The 18,897-nt window shown below is 51.8% G+C and carries 14 protein-coding genes; 9 read left to right on the plus strand and 5 right to left on the minus strand.

Annotated features, from left to right (window positions below; translation table 11 throughout):
- Positions 1-156: 156 nt before the first annotated feature.
- From aceB to aceK, 3 genes are all read left to right on the plus strand, one after another.
- Positions 157-1,758 carry a malate synthase A gene (aceB, locus tag NNO08_RS20845; protein WP_271441889.1) on the plus strand — a complete coding sequence of 534 codons (1,602 nt, stop codon included), beginning with the start codon at positions 157-159 and terminating at the stop codon, positions 1,756-1,758.
- Positions 1,759-1,789: 31 nt separating this feature from the next.
- Positions 1,790-3,094, plus strand: coding sequence for an isocitrate lyase (gene aceA / locus NNO08_RS20850; protein ID WP_003826506.1), 1,305 nt, complete (start codon positions 1,790-1,792; stop codon positions 3,092-3,094).
- A gap of 102 nt (positions 3,095-3,196) precedes the next feature.
- Positions 3,197-4,978, plus strand: a complete 1,782-nt coding sequence (gene aceK, locus NNO08_RS20855; protein WP_271457489.1) for a bifunctional isocitrate dehydrogenase kinase/phosphatase — start codon at positions 3,197-3,199, stop codon at positions 4,976-4,978.
- Positions 4,979-5,064: 86 nt separating this feature from the next.
- Here aceK and iclR read toward each other — a convergent pair whose 3' ends face one another.
- A complete protein-coding gene (gene iclR, locus NNO08_RS20860) occupies positions 5,065-5,889 on the minus strand; it encodes a glyoxylate bypass operon transcriptional repressor IclR (protein WP_137381219.1) in 825 nt (274 codons plus the stop codon).
- 195 nt (positions 5,890-6,084) lie between these two features.
- Between iclR and metH the strand changes: the two genes are divergently transcribed.
- Entirely contained in the window at positions 6,085-9,768 is a 3,684-nt protein-coding gene (metH, locus tag NNO08_RS20865) for a methionine synthase (protein ID WP_271457490.1), read from the plus strand.
- Between the two features lie 213 nt (positions 9,769-9,981).
- Positions 9,982-11,610: a Na/Pi cotransporter family protein gene (locus tag NNO08_RS20870; RefSeq protein WP_271441892.1), complete on the plus strand. Its 1,629-nt coding sequence runs from the start codon at positions 9,982-9,984 to the stop codon at positions 11,608-11,610.
- Between the two features lie 169 nt (positions 11,611-11,779).
- Here the strand turns inward: NNO08_RS20870 and pepE are convergent, their stop codons facing one another.
- Together pepE and NNO08_RS20880 are read right to left on the minus strand one after the other, a co-directional pair.
- On the minus strand, positions 11,780-12,469 hold the full coding sequence (gene pepE / locus NNO08_RS20875; protein WP_271457493.1) for a dipeptidase PepE: 690 nt from the start codon (positions 12,467-12,469) through the stop codon (positions 11,780-11,782).
- Positions 12,470-12,577: 108 nt separating this feature from the next.
- Positions 12,578-12,856: an addiction module antidote protein gene (locus NNO08_RS20880; RefSeq protein ID WP_032942057.1), complete on the minus strand. Its 279-nt coding sequence runs from the start codon at positions 12,854-12,856 to the stop codon at positions 12,578-12,580.
- A 673-nt stretch (positions 12,857-13,529) separates the two neighbouring features.
- Here NNO08_RS20880 and NNO08_RS20885 point away from each other — a divergent pair.
- Genes NNO08_RS20885 through NNO08_RS20895 form a run of 3 tightly spaced genes read left to right on the plus strand, consistent with a single transcriptional unit; the run spans position 13,530 to position 17,702 of the window.
- Positions 13,530-15,134: a VPA1262 family N-terminal domain-containing protein gene (locus NNO08_RS20885; protein ID WP_271457491.1), complete on the plus strand. Its 1,605-nt coding sequence runs from the start codon at positions 13,530-13,532 to the stop codon at positions 15,132-15,134.
- The gene (locus NNO08_RS20890; RefSeq protein ID WP_271449303.1) at positions 15,127-15,756 is read left to right on the plus strand and encodes a hypothetical protein; all 630 of its coding nucleotides are present in this window, start codon (positions 15,127-15,129) and stop codon (positions 15,754-15,756) included. Before NNO08_RS20885 ends, NNO08_RS20890 begins: the two co-directional genes overlap by 8 nt.
- Positions 15,753-17,702 (plus strand): hypothetical protein, encoded by a 1,950-nt coding sequence (locus NNO08_RS20895; RefSeq protein WP_271449302.1) that lies wholly within the window; start codon positions 15,753-15,755, stop codon positions 17,700-17,702. The genes NNO08_RS20890 and NNO08_RS20895 overlap by 4 nt, the downstream gene beginning before the upstream one ends.
- A gap of 270 nt (positions 17,703-17,972) precedes the next feature.
- Here the strand turns inward: NNO08_RS20895 and NNO08_RS20900 are convergent, their stop codons facing one another.
- Both NNO08_RS20900 and NNO08_RS20905 read right to left on the minus strand, forming a co-directional pair.
- On the minus strand, positions 17,973-18,134 hold the full coding sequence (locus NNO08_RS20900) for a phage protein (RefSeq protein ID WP_003841416.1): 162 nt from the start codon (positions 18,132-18,134) through the stop codon (positions 17,973-17,975).
- A 70-nt stretch (positions 18,135-18,204) separates the two neighbouring features.
- Positions 18,205-18,378 (minus strand): hypothetical protein, encoded by a 174-nt coding sequence (locus NNO08_RS20905; RefSeq protein ID WP_012905930.1) that lies wholly within the window; start codon positions 18,376-18,378, stop codon positions 18,205-18,207.
- 131 nt (positions 18,379-18,509) lie between these two features.
- Here NNO08_RS20905 and NNO08_RS20910 point away from each other — a divergent pair, with 131 nt between their 5' ends.
- Positions 18,510-18,866, plus strand: coding sequence for a hypothetical protein (locus NNO08_RS20910; RefSeq protein ID WP_271441896.1), 357 nt, complete (start codon positions 18,510-18,512; stop codon positions 18,864-18,866).
- Positions 18,867-18,897 lie beyond the last annotated feature (31 nt).

The raw sequence follows: 18,897 nt of genomic DNA on the forward strand, positions 1-18,897 counted from the left end.
GTTATCAATAGGTTAATTGATAATTAAATTAAAAATGGAAATTGTTTTTGATTTTGAAATTTAAATGGGTAGTCTTAGTTGTGCTGAACGAAAACCGCACAACGATCCTTCGTTCGCATTGGGGATGTGTTTGGATCAATGACGAGGAACTACGCAATGAATCAACAGGCAACAACAACCGATGAGCTGGTCTTTACCAGGCCGCATGGCGAGCAGGAACAGCAAATTCTGACTGCAGAGGCGGTTGAGTTTCTGACTGAACTGGTGACACGATTTACGCCAAAGCGCAATAAACTTCTCGCTGCTCGTATCCAGCAGCAGCAGGATATTGATGACGGTAAGTTGCCTGATTTTATTTCGGAAACAGCTTCCATTCGTGAAGGTAACTGGAAAATTCGCGGCATTCCTGATGATTTACTGGATCGCCGCGTAGAGATCACCGGGCCCGTTGAGCGCAAGATGGTGATCAACGCACTGAATGCGAACGTCAAAGTTTTTATGGCTGACTTTGAAGATTCGCTGGCACCTGAATGGAGCAAAGTTATCGACGGGCAGATCAACCTGCGCGATGCGGTCAATGGCACCATCAGCTACACCAACGAAGCCGGTAAAATTTACCAACTTAAACCTGACCCGGCCCTGCTGGTGTGTCGTGTGCGCGGTCTGCATCTGCCGGAAAAACACGTCACCTGGCGTGGCGAATCTATCCCTGGCAGCTTGTTCGACTTTGCCCTCTATTTCTTCCACAACTACAAAACGTTGCTGGCAAAAGGTAGTGGTCCCTATTTCTATTTACCAAAAACACAGGCCTGGCAAGAAGCCGCCTGGTGGAGCGAAGTATTCAGTTATGCAGAAGACCGCTTTAACCTGCCGCGCGGTACCATTAAAGCCACGCTGCTGATTGAAACGCTGCCGGCCGTCTTCCAGATGGATGAAATCCTGCATGCCCTGCGTGACCATATTGTGGGTCTGAACTGCGGCCGCTGGGATTACATTTTTAGCTATATCAAAACGCTGAAGAATCACCCGGATCGCGTGCTGCCTGACCGTCAGGTGGTGACGATGGATAAGCCTTTCCTCAGCGCCTATTCACGTCTGCTGATTAAAACCTGCCATAAACGCGGTGCCTTTGCGATGGGCGGCATGGCCGCGTTCATTCCCAGTAAAGACGCCGAGCGTAACAACCAGGTTCTGGCCAAAGTAAAAGCCGATAAATCGCTGGAGGCAAATAACGGTCATGACGGGACCTGGGTTGCACACCCTGGGCTGGCTGATACCGCGATGGCGATTTTCGATGAGGTACTGGGCGATAACAAAAACCAGCTGTTCGTGACCCGCAATGAAGATGCCCCGATTACCGCAGAACAGCTGTTGGCACCGTGTGAGGGGGAACGCACCGAAGAAGGCATGCGCGCCAATATCCGCGTTGCCGTGCAGTACATCGAAGCGTGGATCTCCGGCAACGGCTGCGTACCGATTTACGGCCTGATGGAAGATGCGGCCACTGCCGAAATCTCCCGTACTTCCATCTGGCAGTGGATCCACCACCAGAAGACGCTCAGCAACGGCAAGCCGGTTACCAAACCGCTGTTCCGTCAGATGCTGGCCGAAGAGATGCTGGTGATTCAGGACGAGCTGGGCGAGCACCGCTACAGCAGCGGGCGTTTTGATGATGCCGCGCGCCTGATGGAGCAAATCACTACCTCTGATGAACTGATCGATTTCTTGACCCTGCCAGGCTACCGCCTGCTGGCGTAATCCACCACATAACAATATGGAGCATCTGCACATGAAAACCCGTACTCAACAAATCGAAGAATTACAGAAAGAATGGACTCAACCGCGCTGGGAAGGCATCACCCGTCCATATAGCGCGGAGGAAGTGGTGAAATTACGTGGCTCGGTTAACCCGGAATGCACGCTGGCGCAGCTTGGTGCCGCGAAAATGTGGCGTTTACTGCACGGTGAGTCGAAGAAAGGGTATATCAACAGCCTCGGCGCGCTGACGGGGGGTCAGGCGCTGCAGCAGGCGAAGGCCGGTATTGAGGCGGTCTATCTTTCTGGCTGGCAGGTCGCGGCGGATGCCAACCTGGCGTCCAGCATGTACCCGGACCAGTCACTGTATCCGGCGAACTCTGTCCCGGCAGTGGTGGACAGGATCAACAACACTTTTCGTCGTGCGGATCAGATCCAGTGGTCAACCGGTATTGAGCCGAACGATCCGCGCTACGTGGATTACTTCCTGCCGATCGTGGCCGATGCGGAAGCGGGTTTTGGCGGCGTACTGAACGCGTTCGAACTGATGAAGTCGATGATTGAGGCCGGTGCAGCGGCCGTTCACTTCGAAGATCAGCTCGCATCCGTCAAAAAATGCGGTCATATGGGCGGCAAAGTGTTGGTGCCGACCCAGGAAGCCATCCAGAAACTGGTAGCCGCTCGCCTGGCGGCTGACGTGATGGGCGTACCGACACTGGTGATTGCCCGTACCGATGCCGATGCGGCAGATTTGATCACCTCTGACTGTGATCCGTACGACAGTGAATTCATCACTGGCGAACGCACCAGTGAAGGCTTCTACCGTACGCATGCGGGTATTGAGCAGGCGATCAGCCGTGGTCTGGCGTATGCGCCGTATGCGGACCTGGTATGGTGTGAAACTTCCACGCCAGATCTTGAGTTGGCTAAGCGTTTTGCCGATGCGATCCACGCTAAGTACCCTGGCAAACTGCTGGCCTATAACTGCTCGCCGTCATTTAACTGGCAGAAAAATCTGGACGATAAAACCATCGCCAGCTTCCAGCAGCAGCTGTCTGACATGGGCTATAAATACCAGTTCATTACCCTGGCGGGCATCCACAGCATGTGGTTCAACATGTTCGACCTCGCACATTCCTATGCGCAGGGCGAAGGCATGCGCCACTACGTTGAGAAAGTTCAGCAACCAGAATTTGCTGCAGCCAAAGACGGGTATACCTTCGTTTCCCATCAGCAGGAAGTGGGGACAGGCTACTTCGATAAAGTGACTACCATCATTCAGGGTGGCGCCTCTTCAGTGACCGCATTAACGGGCTCTACTGAAGAATCGCAGTTCTGATCACTGCCCGGTGGCGATGCGCTTACCGGGCCTACAAAAGAATGTAGGCCGGATAAGCGAACGCGCCATCCGGCATGACGTTGTGCCGGATGGGAGAAATCGATGTCGCGTGGCCTGGAATTACTGATTGCTCAAACCATCCTGCAAGGCTTTGACGCGCAGTATGGTCGATTTCTGGAAGTTACCTCTGGCGCGCAGCAGCGTTTTGAACATGCCGACTGGCATGCTGTTCAACAGGCGATGAAAAGTCGTATCCACCTTTACGATCATCATGTGGGTCTGGTGGTGGAACAACTGCGCTGTATTACTGACGGTAAAAGCACCGACGCGGGTTTTTTACTTCGCGTGAAAGAGCACTATACCCGGCTATTGCCGGACTACCCTCGCTTCGAGATTGCGGAGAGCTTTTTTAACTCCGTGTATTGTCGGTTATTTGACCACCGCTCGCTGACTCCCGAGCGGTTGTTTATTTTCAGCTCTCAGCCAGAACGTCGATTTCGCACTATCCCACGCCCGTTGGCGAAGGACTTTTTCCCCGATTCTGGTTGGGAATGGCTGCTCACGCGTGTCCTCAGCGATCTCCCTTTGCGTCTGCCGTGGCAGAACAAACAGCGAGATATCCACTACATCATCGGACACCTGACGGAAACCTTTGGCGGGGAGGTGTTGTCGCGCAGCCATTTACAGGTGGCAAACGAACTGTTTTATCGCAACAAAGCTGCGTGGTTGGTCGGGAAGCTCATTACACCTTCGGGGACGTTGCCCTTTCTATTACCGATACACCGTACTGATGAAGGCGAGCTGTTTATCGATACCTGCCTGACCACGACGGCGGAAGCCAGTATCGTGTTCGGCTTCGCCCGCTCCTATTTTATGGTTTATGCGCCACTGCCCGCAGCAACGGTGGAGTGGCTGCGTGAGATACTACCCGGCAAAACCACCGCTGAACTGTACATGGCGATTGGCTGCCAGAAGCACGCGAAAACGGAAAGCTATCGTGAATATCTGCTCTATCTTGCCGGGAGCGATGAACAGTTTATTGAAGCGCCGGGCATTCGCGGCATGGTGATGCTGGTGTTTACACTGCCGGGCTTCGACCGGGTCTTTAAAGTCATCAAAGACAAATTTGCACCGCAGAAAGAGATGTCGGCTGCCCATGTTCGGGCTTGCTATCAACTGGTAAAGGAGCACGATCGTGTCGGTCGGATGGCGGATACCCAGGAGTTCGAGAACTTTGTGCTGGATAAACGGCAAATCGACCCGGCGCTGATGGCGCTGTTGTTACAGGAAGCACCGGAAAAAATTACCGACCTCGGCGATCAGATTGTGATTCGCCATCTGTATATCGAAAGGCGGATGGTACCGCTGAATATCTGGCTGGAGCAGGTTGAAGGCCAGCAACTGCGTGATGCCATTGAAGAGTATGGCAACGCGATTCGCCAACTGGCAGCGGCCAATATTTTCCCCGGCGATATGTTGTTTAAGAACTTCGGCGTAACCCGTCACGGGCGGGTGGTGTTCTACGATTACGATGAAATCTGCTACATGACGGAAGTGAATTTCCGCCACATCCCGCCACCGCGTTATCCGGAGGATGAGATGAGCGCAGAGCCGTGGTACAGCGTGTCGCCGGGTGATGTCTTCCCGGAAGAGTTTCGCCACTGGCTATGTGCCGATCCGCGTATCGGACCCTTATTTGAAGAAATGCACGCCGAGCTATTTAGCGCCGACTATTGGCGGGGTTTGCAAACGCGGATTAAAAACGGACATGTGGAAGATGTTTACGCCTACCGGCGCAAACAGCGTTTCAGCGTGCGTTATGAAACCGATCGTAGGCCGGATAAGGCCTTTGCGCCGCCATCCGGCAATGTGCGCCGTGCCTGATGCGCTACGCTTATCAGGCCTACAAATCTGCCCTAACCCTGGACAGTAGGCCGGGTAAGGCGTAGCCGCCACCCGGCAACCCCATCTTAACGAAACCCGCCGTACGCCAGTGTAACTTCTTTTGCTGCTTTGATAGCCAGTGCGCCAAACTCGGTAACGCGGTCGTCGGTAATACGTGAGATTGGCCCTGAGATAGAGATGGCGGCGAACGGCTCGCGGTGCTCGTCATAGATGCACGATGCCACGCAGCGCAAACCCAGCGCATGTTCTTCATCATCAAACGAATAGCCACGTTTGCGTGTTTGCGCGAGATCTTCTTTCAGATGGACGGGAGAAACCAGCGTGGCGTGAGTGTAGGCGTGTAATCCTTTTCGGTGCAGCAGGCCGGTAACCTGTTCTTCGCTCAGTTGGGATAAAAACGCCTTACCCGCGCCGGAGGCATGCATCGGCAGTTTGCCACCGATGGGAGCAGACATACGCATCAGCTGTGTACACTGAACCTGGTCGATAATAATGGCCTGATGGTCGCTCTGATCCAGCACGGCCAGATTTACCGTCTCACCAGAGTCTTCCATTAGCTTGCGCAGAATCGGGTGAACAATCGCCAGCAGGTTGCGGCTTTGCAAAAAGCTGCTGCCAACAATAAACGCATGTGCGCCCACGGCCCAGTGGCCTAATTCACCCACCTGACGGACAAAACCCTGCTGCTGCATGGTCGTCAACAACCGGTGAGTGGTGGAGTTAGGCAAGCCAGCCTGTTGCGCCAGCTCGGTCAGCGCTACGCTACCGTTGGATTCTGCAATCCACTCAAGCAGTTTCAGACCTCGGGTCAAAGATTGAACCTGCCCGGTTGCAGGCGTAGTAGTGGCCGCGGGTTTTCTACCGCGTTTCGCGGGGACAGTGGCAACCATGGCAGACTCCTTTTCTGTATCGTGGAAATCATTTTCGTTTTATTCGATTATAATGCAAGAATTCCTGCACTGATCGGATGAGTGAAGCTGAACATGTCTCATGTTGCCCGTTGTTTGCTTTTCCGTCTCTCAGGTTTGTGCCAGTATGACCTGTTGAGTTTTTTTCGGTCTGGTTGAGCGTCGTCGGGAGCGAGTGTGAGCAGCAAAGTTGAACAATTACGTCAGCAGTTAAAAGAACGTATTCTGGTATTGGACGGCGGTATGGGCACCATGATCCAGGGTTACCGTCTGAGTGAAGAAGATTTCCGCGGTGAACGCTTTGCCGACTGGCCATGCGATCTAAAAGGCAACAATGACCTGTTGGTGCTTAGCAAACCGGACGTGATCACCGCGATTCATAACGCCTACTTTGAAGCAGGCGCGGATATCATCGAAACCAACACCTTTAACTCCACGACTATCGCTATGGCGGATTACCAGATGGAATCCCTGTCGGCGGAAATCAACTTTGCCGCGGCGAAACTGGCGCGCGCCTGCGCGGATGAGTGGACGGCCCGTACACCGGAAAAACCGCGCTACGTCGCTGGCGTGCTTGGCCCAACCAACCGCACGGCATCTATCTCGCCAGACGTAAATGACCCGGCTTACCGCAATATTACCTTTGATCAGCTGGTGGCCGCCTACCGCGAATCCACCAAAGCGCTAGTGGAAGGCGGCAGTGACCTGATCCTGATTGAAACTGTTTTCGATACCCTCAACGCCAAGGCGGCGATTTTTGCGGTGAAAACAGAATTTGAAGCACTGGGTGTTGAGCTGCCGATCATGCTCTCCGGCACGATAACCGATGCCTCCGGACGTACACTCTCCGGCCAGACTACCGAAGCGTTTTATAACTCGCTGCGCCACGCCGATGCGCTGACCTTTGGTCTGAACTGCGCATTAGGCCCGGACGAGCTGCGCCAGTATGTGCAGGAGTTGTCGCGCATTGCCGAATGCTACGTTACCGCACACCCGAATGCCGGGCTGCCAAACGCCTTTGGTGAGTACGATCTCGATGCCGACACCATGGCGGCGCAAATCCGTGAATGGGCCGAAGCGGGCTTCCTTAACGTGGTGGGCGGGTGCTGCGGTACCACACCGGAACATATCGCCGCCATGAGCCGCGCGGTTGATGGCTTACCACCGCGCCAGTTGCCGGAGATCCCGGTAGCCTGTCGTCTGTCCGGCCTTGAGCCGCTGAACATCGGTGACGACAGCCTGTTTGTGAACGTCGGCGAGCGTACCAACGTCACCGGTTCGGCGAAATTTAAGCGCCTGATCAAAGAAGAGAAATACAGCGAAGCGCTGGACGTGGCTCGCCAGCAAGTGGAAAGCGGCGCACAGATTATCGATATCAACATGGATGAGGGGATGCTTGACGCCGAAGCGGCGATGGTGCGTTTCCTCAACCTGATCGCTGGGGAACCGGATATCGCCCGTGTACCGATTATGATCGACTCCTCGAAGTGGGACGTCATCGAAAAAGGGCTGAAGTGCATTCAGGGTAAAGGCATCGTTAACTCTATCTCGATGAAAGAAGGGGTAGAAACCTTTATTCACCACGCGAAGCTGCTGCGTCGCTATGGTGCGGCGGTGGTGGTGATGGCCTTTGATGAACAGGGGCAGGCGGATACCCGTGCACGTAAAATCGAAATTTGCCGTCGGGCGTACAACATTCTCACCGAAGAGGTGGGTTTCCCGCCGGAAGACATCATCTTCGACCCGAACATCTTTGCGGTTGCAACGGGTATCGACGAGCACAACAACTATGCTCAGGACTTTATCGGTGCGTGCGAAGATATTAAACGTGAACTGCCGCATGCACTGATCTCTGGCGGCGTCTCCAACGTGTCGTTCTCGTTCCGCGGCAACGACCCGGTGCGTGAAGCCATTCACGCGGTATTCCTCTACTACGCCATACGTAACGGCATGGATATGGGGATCGTCAACGCCGGACAGCTGGCGATTTATGACGACCTGCCTGCCGAGCTGCGCGATGCGGTTGAAGACGTGATCCTTAACCGCCGTGACGATGGCACCGAACGACTGCTGGAGCTGGCTGAGAAATATCGCGGCAGTAAAACTGACGACACGGCGAACACCCAACTGGCGGAATGGCGTAGCTGGGACGTGAAAAAACGCCTCGAGTACTCGCTGGTGAAAGGCATTACTGAATTTATTGAGCTGGATACCGAAGAAGCTCGTCAGCAGGCTGCGCGTCCGATCGAAGTTATCGAAGGGCCGCTGATGGACGGTATGAACGTCGTTGGCGACCTGTTCGGTGAAGGCAAAATGTTCCTGCCGCAGGTAGTGAAATCCGCCCGCGTAATGAAGCAGGCAGTGGCCTACCTTGAGCCGTACATTGAGGCCAGCAAAGAGAAAGGCTCCAGCAACGGTAAGATGGTCATCGCGACCGTGAAGGGCGACGTGCATGACATCGGCAAAAACATCGTGGGTGTGGTGCTGCAATGTAACAACTACGAAATCGTTGATCTGGGTGTGATGGTGCCGGCGGAGAAAATCCTCAGAACGGCGCGTGAAGTGAATGCCGACCTGATTGGTCTCTCGGGGCTGATTACCCCGTCGCTGGATGAAATGGTCAACGTGGCGAAAGAGATGGAGCGTCAGGGCTTTACCATTCCGCTGTTGATTGGCGGAGCGACCACCTCCAAAGCGCATACAGCGGTGAAAATCGAGCAGAACTACAGTGGCCCGACGGTGTATGTGCAAAACGCCTCGCGTACCGTTGGCGTCGTTGCCGCGTTGCTTTCCGATACCCAGCGTGACGATTTTGTTGCCCGTACGCGTAAAGAGTACGAAACCGTGCGTATCCAGCATGCGCGTAAAAAACCGCGCACCCCACCGGTAACACTGGCCGCAGCGCGTGAAAATGATCTGGCATTTGACTGGGAAAGCTATACCCCGCCGGTGGCCCATCGCCTGGGCGTACAGGAAGTTGAAGCCAGTATCGAAACGCTGCGCAATTACATCGACTGGACGCCATTCTTTATGACCTGGTCGCTGGCTGGAAAATATCCACGTATCCTGGAAGATGAAGTGGTGGGCGAAGAGGCAAAGCGCCTGTTCAAAGATGCCAACGATATGCTGGATAAACTCAGCGCTGAGAAGACGCTGAATCCGCGTGGCGTTGTTGGTCTGTTCCCGGCCAACCGTGTTGGTGATGATATCGAGATCTACCGTGATGAAACACGGACGCACGTGCTTAACGTGAGTCATCATCTGCGTCAGCAAACGGAAAAAGTGGGTTTCGCCAACTATTGCCTGTCTGACTTCGTGGCACCGAAACTGAGCGGCAAGGCGGATTATATCGGTGCTTTTGCGGTCACTGGTGGTCTGGAAGAAGACGCGCTGGCGGATGCTTTCGAAGCGCAGCATGATGACTACAACAAGATTATGGTGAAAGCGATAGCCGACCGTCTGGCTGAAGCGTTTGCGGAATATCTGCATGAGCGCGTGCGTAAAGTCTACTGGGGTTACGCGGCGAACGAAAACCTCAGCAATGAAGAGCTGATCCGTGAGAACTACCAGGGGATTCGCCCGGCACCGGGTTATCCGGCGTGTCCTGAGCACACCGAAAAAGCCACCATCTGGGAACTGCTGGATGTGGAAACGCACACCGGGATGAAGCTGACCGAGTCCTACGCCATGTGGCCAGGCGCATCGGTCTCTGGCTGGTATTTCAGTCATCCGGACAGCAAGTACTACGCCGTGGCGCAAATCCAGCGCGATCAGGTTGAAGACTATGCGTTCCGTAAAGGGATGAGCGTAGCGGAGGTTGAGCGCTGGTTAGCGCCGAATCTCGGCTACGATGCCGATTGATTCACAAAACTGTCATCTTTCTTTACAACAAACAGGGCGCTCAATGAGTGCCCTGTCTCTTTATTACGTTTAAACCCTTATACTGAAAGAAGGTTCATTGGTACTGCTTGCCGGATGGCGCATTTTTGTCGGCTTGATAAGCGTAGCGCCATCAGGCGGTACGTCATGGCGATGAACCTCAGGAACATATAAATATAAGGAGAACCTGATTCCGTGCTAACTCTGTTACACCTGCTTTCTGCTGTTTCTATGCTGGTCTGGGGTACGCATATTGTGCGTACCGGCGTGATGCGTGTCTTTGGTGCCCGTTTACGCACTGTGCTCAGCCGTAGTGTTGAAAAGAAGCCGCTCGCCTTTTGTGCGGGGATCGGCGTGACTGCTCTGGTGCAAAGCAGCAACGCTACCACTATGCTGGTGACCTCATTCGTCGCGCAGGACCTGGTGGCGCTTACCCCTGCGTTAGTCATTGTGCTGGGTGCCGATGTGGGGACCGCGCTGATGGCGCGTATCCTGACCTTCGATCTCTCCTGGCTGTCGCCCTTGCTGATTTTTATCGGCGTCATTTTCTTTCTTGGGCGCAAGCAGTCTCGTGCTGGACAGCTGGGCCGGGTAGGTATTGGTCTGGGGTTGATTTTGCTGGCGCTGGAGCTGATTGTGCAGGCGGTAACGCCGATCACTCAGGCCAATGGTGTACAGGTGATTTTCGCCTCACTCACCGGCGATATCATGCTCGATGCGCTGATCGGCGCCATGTTCGCGATTATCAGTTACTCCAGCCTGGCGGCAGTTTTGCTGACGGCAACGCTGACCGCAGCGGGCATTATCTCGTTCCCGGTGGCGCTGTGCCTGGTGATTGGTGCCAACCTCGGCTCTGGCCTGTTGGCGATGCTCAACAACAGCGCTGCGAATGCCGCTGCTCGTCGTGTGGCGCTCGGCAGCCTGCTGTTTAAGCTGGTGGGCAGCCTGATTATCCTGCCGTTTGTTCATCCGTTGGCGAATTTGATGGATGAGCTGCCGCTGCCGAAATCTGAACTGGTTATCTACTTCCACGTGTTCTACAACCTGGTGCGTTGCGTGGCGATGGTACCGTTTGCCGAACCGATGGCGCGTTTTTGTAAACGTATTATCCGCGATGAACCCGAACTGGACGCGCATCTGAAACCTAAGCATCTGGATGTCAGCGCGCTGGATACACCAACGCTCGCTCTGGCGAATGCTGCCCGCGAAGCCCTGCGTATTGGTGATGCGATGGAGCAAATGATGGAGGGGTTGAAGAAGGTGATGCATGGCGAACCGCGCGAAGAAAAAGAACTGCGCAGGATGGCCGATGACATCAACGTATTGTATACGGCCATCAAGCTCTATCTGGCACGCATGCCTAAAGATGAGCTGGCGGAAGAAGAGTCGCGTCGCTGGGCAGAAATTATCGAAATGTCGCTCAACCTCGAGCAGGCTTCCGATATCGTTGAACGTATGGGCAGCGAAATTGCCGATAAGTCGCTGGCGGCGCGGCGGGCATTTTCCGTCGAAGGGTTAAAAGAACTGGATGCGCTCTACGATCTGCTGCTCAGTAACCTGCAACTGGCAATGTCGGTGTTCTTCTCTGGCGATGTGACCAGCGCCCGCCGCCTGCGGCGTAGCAAGCATCGCTTTCGTATTCTGAATCGTCGTTATTCGCATGCTCACGTTGACCGCCTGCATCAGCAGAACGTGCAGAGCATTGAGACCAGCTCTCTGCACCTGGCGTTACTGGGCGATATGCAGCGTCTGAATTCACTGTTTTGCTCCGTGGCTTACAGTGTGCTGGAACAGCCGGATGAAGATGACGAGCGTGAGTACTAACGAGGACAGGTGAAATGTTGCCCGGTGGCGCAGTCCGGTAGGCCGGATAAGGCGTTTACGCCGCATCCGGCAATGTGCGCTGAACTGCCTGATGGCGCTGCGCTTATCAGGCCTACAGTTGTAGCCCGGATAAGACAAAGCCGCCATCCGGCATCAGACAACCCATCAACTAAAAGCAGTGACCTGCTTCAACGGCAACCACCTCTTCACCTGCTTTAAAGATGTACGTGGTGTTCGGGCCACCAAGAACGGCCTTACCGTTACTTACCTTAATCCAGTTCCCTTCCGGCAGGCCAATCACCGTCAGCTCTGGTGCTACTACCAGCAGCTCGCGAATACGCTGTTCACGCGTTTCGCCTTTGTGGCCTTCCGGCAGTGCATTGGTGAAGTGCGGGTTAATCTGCAGCGGGAACAGACCCAGCGCATCAAAACCTTTAGGATCAACAATCGGCATGTCGTTGGTAGTGCGGATGGTCTGGCAGGCAAGGTTGGAACCCGCGCTCCAGCCGATATACAGCGCACCGCGTTTGACGACATCCACAATCGGGGCCAACAGACCGCGTTCGCGGCTTTCCTTCAGTAACTGGAAGGTATTACCCCCGCCGACAATCACCAGCTCTGCGTTTTCAATAGCGGCAATCGGATCGGCAACGGTATGAATTCCCGTAACATTGACGCCCATTGGCGCAAAGATGGCTGCCGTTTTCGCCGTGTACTCATCCCAGGTTTGCGTCACACCGGCAAACGGAATAAACACCGCAGTTTGGCGACCATTCAGCTGCTCAGCAATTAGCGGCAGCGCATGTTCCATCCAACCTTTGCCCGGCAGCGTCGAGTTACTCAATAAAAGCAGTTCCATCATTTCTCCATGTAATCAGAAAATTACAAACCGCGGTAATGCTACCACTGTCAGTGTAACACCTTACTGATATGGCTCACGATGTTGGAAGGGGGAGAGAAGCTGGGGCTATTTTTTAAGTGTCAATTCAATACCGAGTACCTTCATCACTGCAAGTGTGGTTTTCAGCGTCGGGTTACCTTTCTCACTAAAAGAGCGATAAAGCTGCTCGCGGGATAATCCCGTTTCTGCTGCGATGTTCGCCATTCCCTTAGCACGAGCCACCACGCCCAGTGCTTTTGCAATGTACGCTGCATCACCTGTTTCGAGGGCATCGGCCATAAACACGGCAATTTCTTCATCATCAACCAGCGCAGTCGCGGGATCGTAGTGAGTAAGTTTATTCATGGCAGAAGATCTCCTGTGAATCCAGTGAACGAGCGAGCATTCTCCAACAGGTTTAACATCACCAGCTAAACCATTGGCCAAACGAAAAAGGCGTGTGGCAATGAGCGTTTTAGCTCTCCTGTCCCGTAGGTTTTGCTCCCAACGCAGGAAAACCATTGTCTGAAGAATTTCCATGATGACGCTCCATGTATTTTATAAACTACATTATGAATTGACAAGTTGAGACCAGAGAGTAAAAAAATGGGGAGTAAGGGGAAATGCTTGCTGGAGGAAACAGGAAAGTGTCTCGCAATAATACGTAGTTTTTCAGGACGCTGCGGTTGATACGAGAAACGATAACAGGGGAGAAGGGCGGCTTTGTGCCAGAAGCGGAAGTAGCTAACAACAGTCTGTGTGAGCAACTGAGGGCAGGTCAAAATGGATTAAGTTGTGGTTAAAGTAGCCAACAAGATAAAACGAGCTGCTCCTTTTGATTGTTATTAGAATTTTTTGGAAAGTTCCTCCATATGCCAGAGCACTGAAATTTTCTCAAGTGAGATCTTTATGCAGCCAGCACAAACGAAGCATGGACTGGCTAAACTGAAGCCTGCGATGATCTGAAACTCTCTAGATTTCAGTCTATGGCCCAGCGTATATTGTGTTTTTCTCATTAAAATCACGACGGCTATTAGTAATGGACTTACTCGACACACCGGAGCGCTGGGCAATTATCAGACTCGCAACGATCTCGCCCCCGAAAGGCAAGGGACCAGCCAGATTATTGTTCGCCACTGTGACTGCGCTTGCCCCAGAGAGAATGCCGCCTCCTCCAATGGCTGGGGTTGACCGGATTCGCGTCAAAAGATCTGATGAAAATATTTATTTTCGGCGAGCATTACTTTCAGAATCAGAGGCACTGGAATGGTACCGTTCTCTGAGTGATGGTTTTTCTAAAACTCCCTTACCTACTCGTGAAGTGGACAGGGATGAAAAATACGATGGGATAAAGTTTTTTGTCGGCCCATTATTTGATGAAAAACCTTGGCCTCAGATGAGTTTGCCCATTGGAGAGGGTTTTTTCAGCTTACCCTCTGCAGAAAATGACCCAGCTCCCTTTATTGGCAGCATGACATCCTGCATACACCGCCGGTTCAGTACTGGTGCCCAGGAATTTGAGCATTTTTTACTTGATGATCGAGCCTGCGCTTTTATAGCCAGTCGTATGCACATAAATTTTCGCACCTATCAGGAGTATCTTGGCAGTGCGTGTTATGTCAGCCCACAACCTGTCATCCGTCAGATTGAAAATTTCATAACGGAAGATACAACTACCGGCGAAGAATCGTTGTTCTTTCGTTTTGTCCCCAGACCCGGTCAGACAGTGCAAGGGCTTCAACTCACTACGTTTGATAAGGATATGAATCTACTGACAGACTTCCAGACGCTGTCGTTGCCGGAGGATGGGATCGTCCAGCAGATGAAAGGGACATGTGATGGTGAATATGGATACGTACTCCGCTCTCAGGAACATGGGATACTGGCTTTCAGTGCTCCCGCGCCTTTCCTCCGTAGTATTAATGTAGGTATGGGGGTTGCTGACAGAAATCAGCACATCATTGACGTTCCTATCGATGATTCTCCAGGCTCACCCCGTATGACTTATCACGCTTCACGGAGCACGCTTCACAACACCACTTCAGTGGTAGTCAATAAAACAGAACCGCTAAGGTACAGAGCGTTACGGCGTGAGCAGCATATTCGGCGTGAACGAAAGCTCCAGGCTGATACACAAGGTCAGCGGTGGTTCAATGATGATAGCCGTATAGACGCAATGCGCTTTTTCCATTCCCTTATTCAGGGAGCAAAAAAACAAATTATCATTGCTGATCCCTATTTCAGCGGGCTTCAGTTCGCTCAGTATTTATACAAAGTGAGTTCTCCGGAAGTCATTGTAGACATTCTCACCACGAGTAAATCTTTCAAAGGAAAATCTTCTGAAGAAAAGGCCTCAGCCTTCAGCCAAACAATTGATCATCTTCGCCAGACGCAACATATAACCGTTAACACATATATTCTTCCAGGCAACCTCTTGCACGATCGCTTTGTGGTTATTGACAGCGAGGTCTGGTTTTCTGGAAATTCACTGAATTCATTTGGTAAACAGGCTTCCGTAATCGTTAAGCTCCCAGACCCACAGCCAATTATTGATAACCTCAAGAAACTGAAGACTAGGGGGCAGCCTATAGACGTCTACTTTAATGTGAATACAGGCGATCGTTCGGATAAGGTGGATGAATAATATGGGAAGATTTTCATCTCCAGTCCAAGTGCCCGTTCCAAGTCCAAGAACACTTCCTGCACAGGCAATTTATTGGGGGTGCGTGCCGGACGGTGATCCTGAACGGTTTCCGCCAGACATAAGCGCATTGCATCAACGCCGAGGCTTAAGTTCCCCTCTCCCCTTGTCACATTTTGTCGAGGCAGTTAAACAAGCTAAAAACCGAGTCTGGATAATGGATAGCCATTTCTTGTCCTCACCCAGCGATAAAATCAAACAGGATGATTATGTGCTTGATATTGCAGGATGGTTTCACCCTCGGATTGATGCCACTGATATACGCATTCTGACATGTCATGATCCTGGATTTGGTGCTTCTCAGCGCTCCATTTTTGATGTCCTTGTTGGTGACATAAATCAGAGGCGCGCTTCCGGACAAACGAAGTTTTCCTTAGTCATCAGGGAAAAAATGGATAACGATTTAATACATGACCGCTTTGCAATAATTGATGATGAACTCTGGCACTTCGGGGCGACCGTCGGTGGCTTTCATACCTCTCTGAGCGCGGTCAGCAGGGGCTGGTGTGCGATAGAAACTGGTGCTGCAGATTTCTTTAATTTGGCCTGGAAGGTGATGGTGTGAATGAACTAGTAGAATGGCCTGACATTAGTCGTAAAAATTATTCAGCAGTCAGCGAACCAGCCTCTTCAGCGGATTCGTTTTTTTCTTGGCTGATTTCGTTTGATGGCTTACTGGAGAATGCTGTAGCGGATCTGCAGCACGCATTTATCGCAAATCAAACCGATGCGGAACTGCTTATTGCGTCATGGTGTGATGGTAACACTCAAGACACTGATGATGAGTTCATTGTTCCTCTGTTCTGCGCGAAGATTCTTAATCTGTATCCGGATATTCAAACCTGGGAAAAAGTGCGCAACCTGGCAGCGAATTCGGTTGTCGTTGAGTATGGATTACGAAATGCTATGCTGGCGCTCTGCAAACAGAACTCTGACGTTGAAGAAATATATGTTCAACTGATAACCTCTGTTTTTAACGCCATTGAGTGCGGAAAACTCACCCCGTCTTTTCACCGACAACGAAATGATAATGCCAATCGTCTTTCCGCCTGGGCGAACACTCGTGAAAAGCTTGAACAAGTCTGGCGCGGCATACACCTGGCAGATCCCACAGGTTTTCAGGAGGCTGAGCTGTTTGCACTGCTGGCCGATATTGATTTCGAGAAACTGATAGCTCTTCTGAATTCATCAGAAAACCCATTTTTGCTTGATTCTATCCTGATGGTCTCAGGTGCTGGAATGTTTTCACCCCGGCTTGAACGATGGAAAAGATTGGCAGCTAGCGCGGCTCCTGCGTTTTCTGATGAGGGTGAGTGGAACGAAAATATACTCCTGCCCCTGTTACTTTCGCACGTTATGTCGAGATTGCAGGAACTTCCTCACCAGCTTTTGAAACGAGAGAAAGTCCCAGAAGACATTTTCAGGGCCGAACTGGAGGAGTTGACGGAAATTATTGCCAAAACGCTGAGCGTTCGTCCCGACTACGCCGGAATTGTAACCCGCTGGTCGGCATGGTTAACGCGCCAGATTCTGCTGGATGACCGGGGAGGCGAAGATCTATCCCGCCCGAGTTTCGCATATTCACTGCTAAATGATGCATTGGGCAGAAAAGCCTCAGCCATATCCTTACCCGATAGCAGCCCACCCCAGGCCCCTGCATGGGAAGTCCTCAGCTATTATGCTGCCCGTTCTAACTATGCTCATGACAACAGCTATCCTCTACAGGATGTAACCATCTTTAATCGGTTATGGCGTCCGGAATCCAGTGAAATCAGCAAGGTGGCATTGGATCAATTATCCTCACGCCTCTCAATGTTTTACAGGAGAGAAGGACAACCTTTTCCTGGGCTCGCTTCTCATCTGTTTGCCTTCCCGCTTGTCCAACAGGGCAATACAGCTGAAGAATGGCTGACCTTGTGGAATTCAGCTTATTTAATCAGGGAGGTTGCGGAATTCGGCATTGCTGATTCGCCTTCAGAAAAATATACGTTACGCCATCAGGTAGGTGAGATGCTTTTAGTGTTGTGTACGACGGGTATTGCTGCGCTGGACCAGCTTGCAGGGCTATACACCGATGGGCAACAGAGCTATCAGCAGGACGTTATTGACCTGCACCAGCATCTGTATGATGCCGTGACAGAGATGATGACTATTGATGACACCATCAATACCAAATACTGGAAGGAAGCCTATCTGCATCTTTGCCTAAGGCGTGCCATCTGGGACAACTCTTTGGGGGATTCTTCAACAAAATCGCTGTTCGTTCCATCAGAATACCCGACGTTCAATCAATACCTTCGCTATTATCGTTCTGACCTGAAGGATATGATTGTTATGCTTTCAAGCTGTATGAGAAATAGTATCAGTCCTGCGGCTCTAAAAGCGGTTCTTCTTGAATCAGACATCGAACTGTCCCAAATAATCGACCATTTAAAGAAATTAAATGGCATTGATGGGCAGCGTTACCCGCTCAATCAAAAGGAAATAGAGAGCCTCCACCCTCTGCTGTAGTACCGGGTCCGGCAGACGTCACATAAGACTTTGCCGACGGCCTCTTCTCTAAGAATTAGCACCGTCATCCTTTCTGAAAATATTGCTCCCTTACGAGCTATAGACACGGAAGTATGTGAATCACGCATCGTCTAAAAAGGAGTTTTGCACTCATGCAATTTGTAACTAATGGACTGGCCTGCTCTCCGTTATCTCATATAAAGGGGTAATAGAAATGTCCGTTGCTCGCTCTAAACAGACCTTCAGAAAAGCGATATAAACTACTGCCTGTTACACTTCAATTCCTTTCTGTTTCAGCTCTTTTCTAATCACACGTTTAATCCAGGCTGCCAACGATTCATCGCCATCCTGTCGTTGTGCTTCTTCCATCGCTTTGCGCAGTTCCGGATCCAGACGGAATTGAAACGGGGGATTGCCTCTTCTTTCGTTCATGTGTATTGACACCTTAATTACATGAGATGTGTGATGACACACTACTCTTACATGTCATAAATACCAACTTCTAAACTTCAATCCCTTTCTGCTTCAGTTCTTTCCTGATAATGCGCTTAATCCATGCGGATACTGAAGCGTCACCATCCATTGAAAGCGCTTTCTGAATCCCTGCTTCCAGTTCCGGCTCGACACGTAATGCGATTTGTTTGTTGCCTTTCTTTTTGAATTCTACCGTTGACATGTGTCTGACACCTGATTTACATTGATGATCGTAAGACAAGTGTAAGTCAATTGTCTTACAGAAACAACGAAGCCCGGCAGTGCGCGAACACATACCGAGCTTCTAACCACAACATTATACGAGGTAATGCTATGGCTGATGCTAATAGTACCACTAACGCCTGTTTTGCGTCTTCTGCTCTCATTTCACAGGCCGATCTGCTTTATTTTCCACTCGCCGAGGCGTTCCGCAATCTTGATTGCAGCCATCTCACTACCGAAGAAAATCTGGCGCTATCGTTTGGCTGTGAAGAGGCGCTGGCGGGGTTGTACCAGACGCTGAATTTTATGGGCGAAAGCCTGCTGACCATGGCGGGTGAAGGTCAGGAACATTTTGCGTATGAGAGCATATGCCAGTTAGGACACAGTCTGGTAAACATCAGCCAGTTGATTCCCGCGCTGGCGCAATTGGAAGCGAAAGCTGACCAGCAATTGTTTGCTGTTGCATAGTACCTAAAATAAACAGAGCGCCCATCCCTGG

Source organism: Citrobacter sp. Igbk 17, from assembly GCF_028069775.1.
Lineage (GTDB): Bacteria > Pseudomonadota > Gammaproteobacteria > Enterobacterales > Enterobacteriaceae > Citrobacter.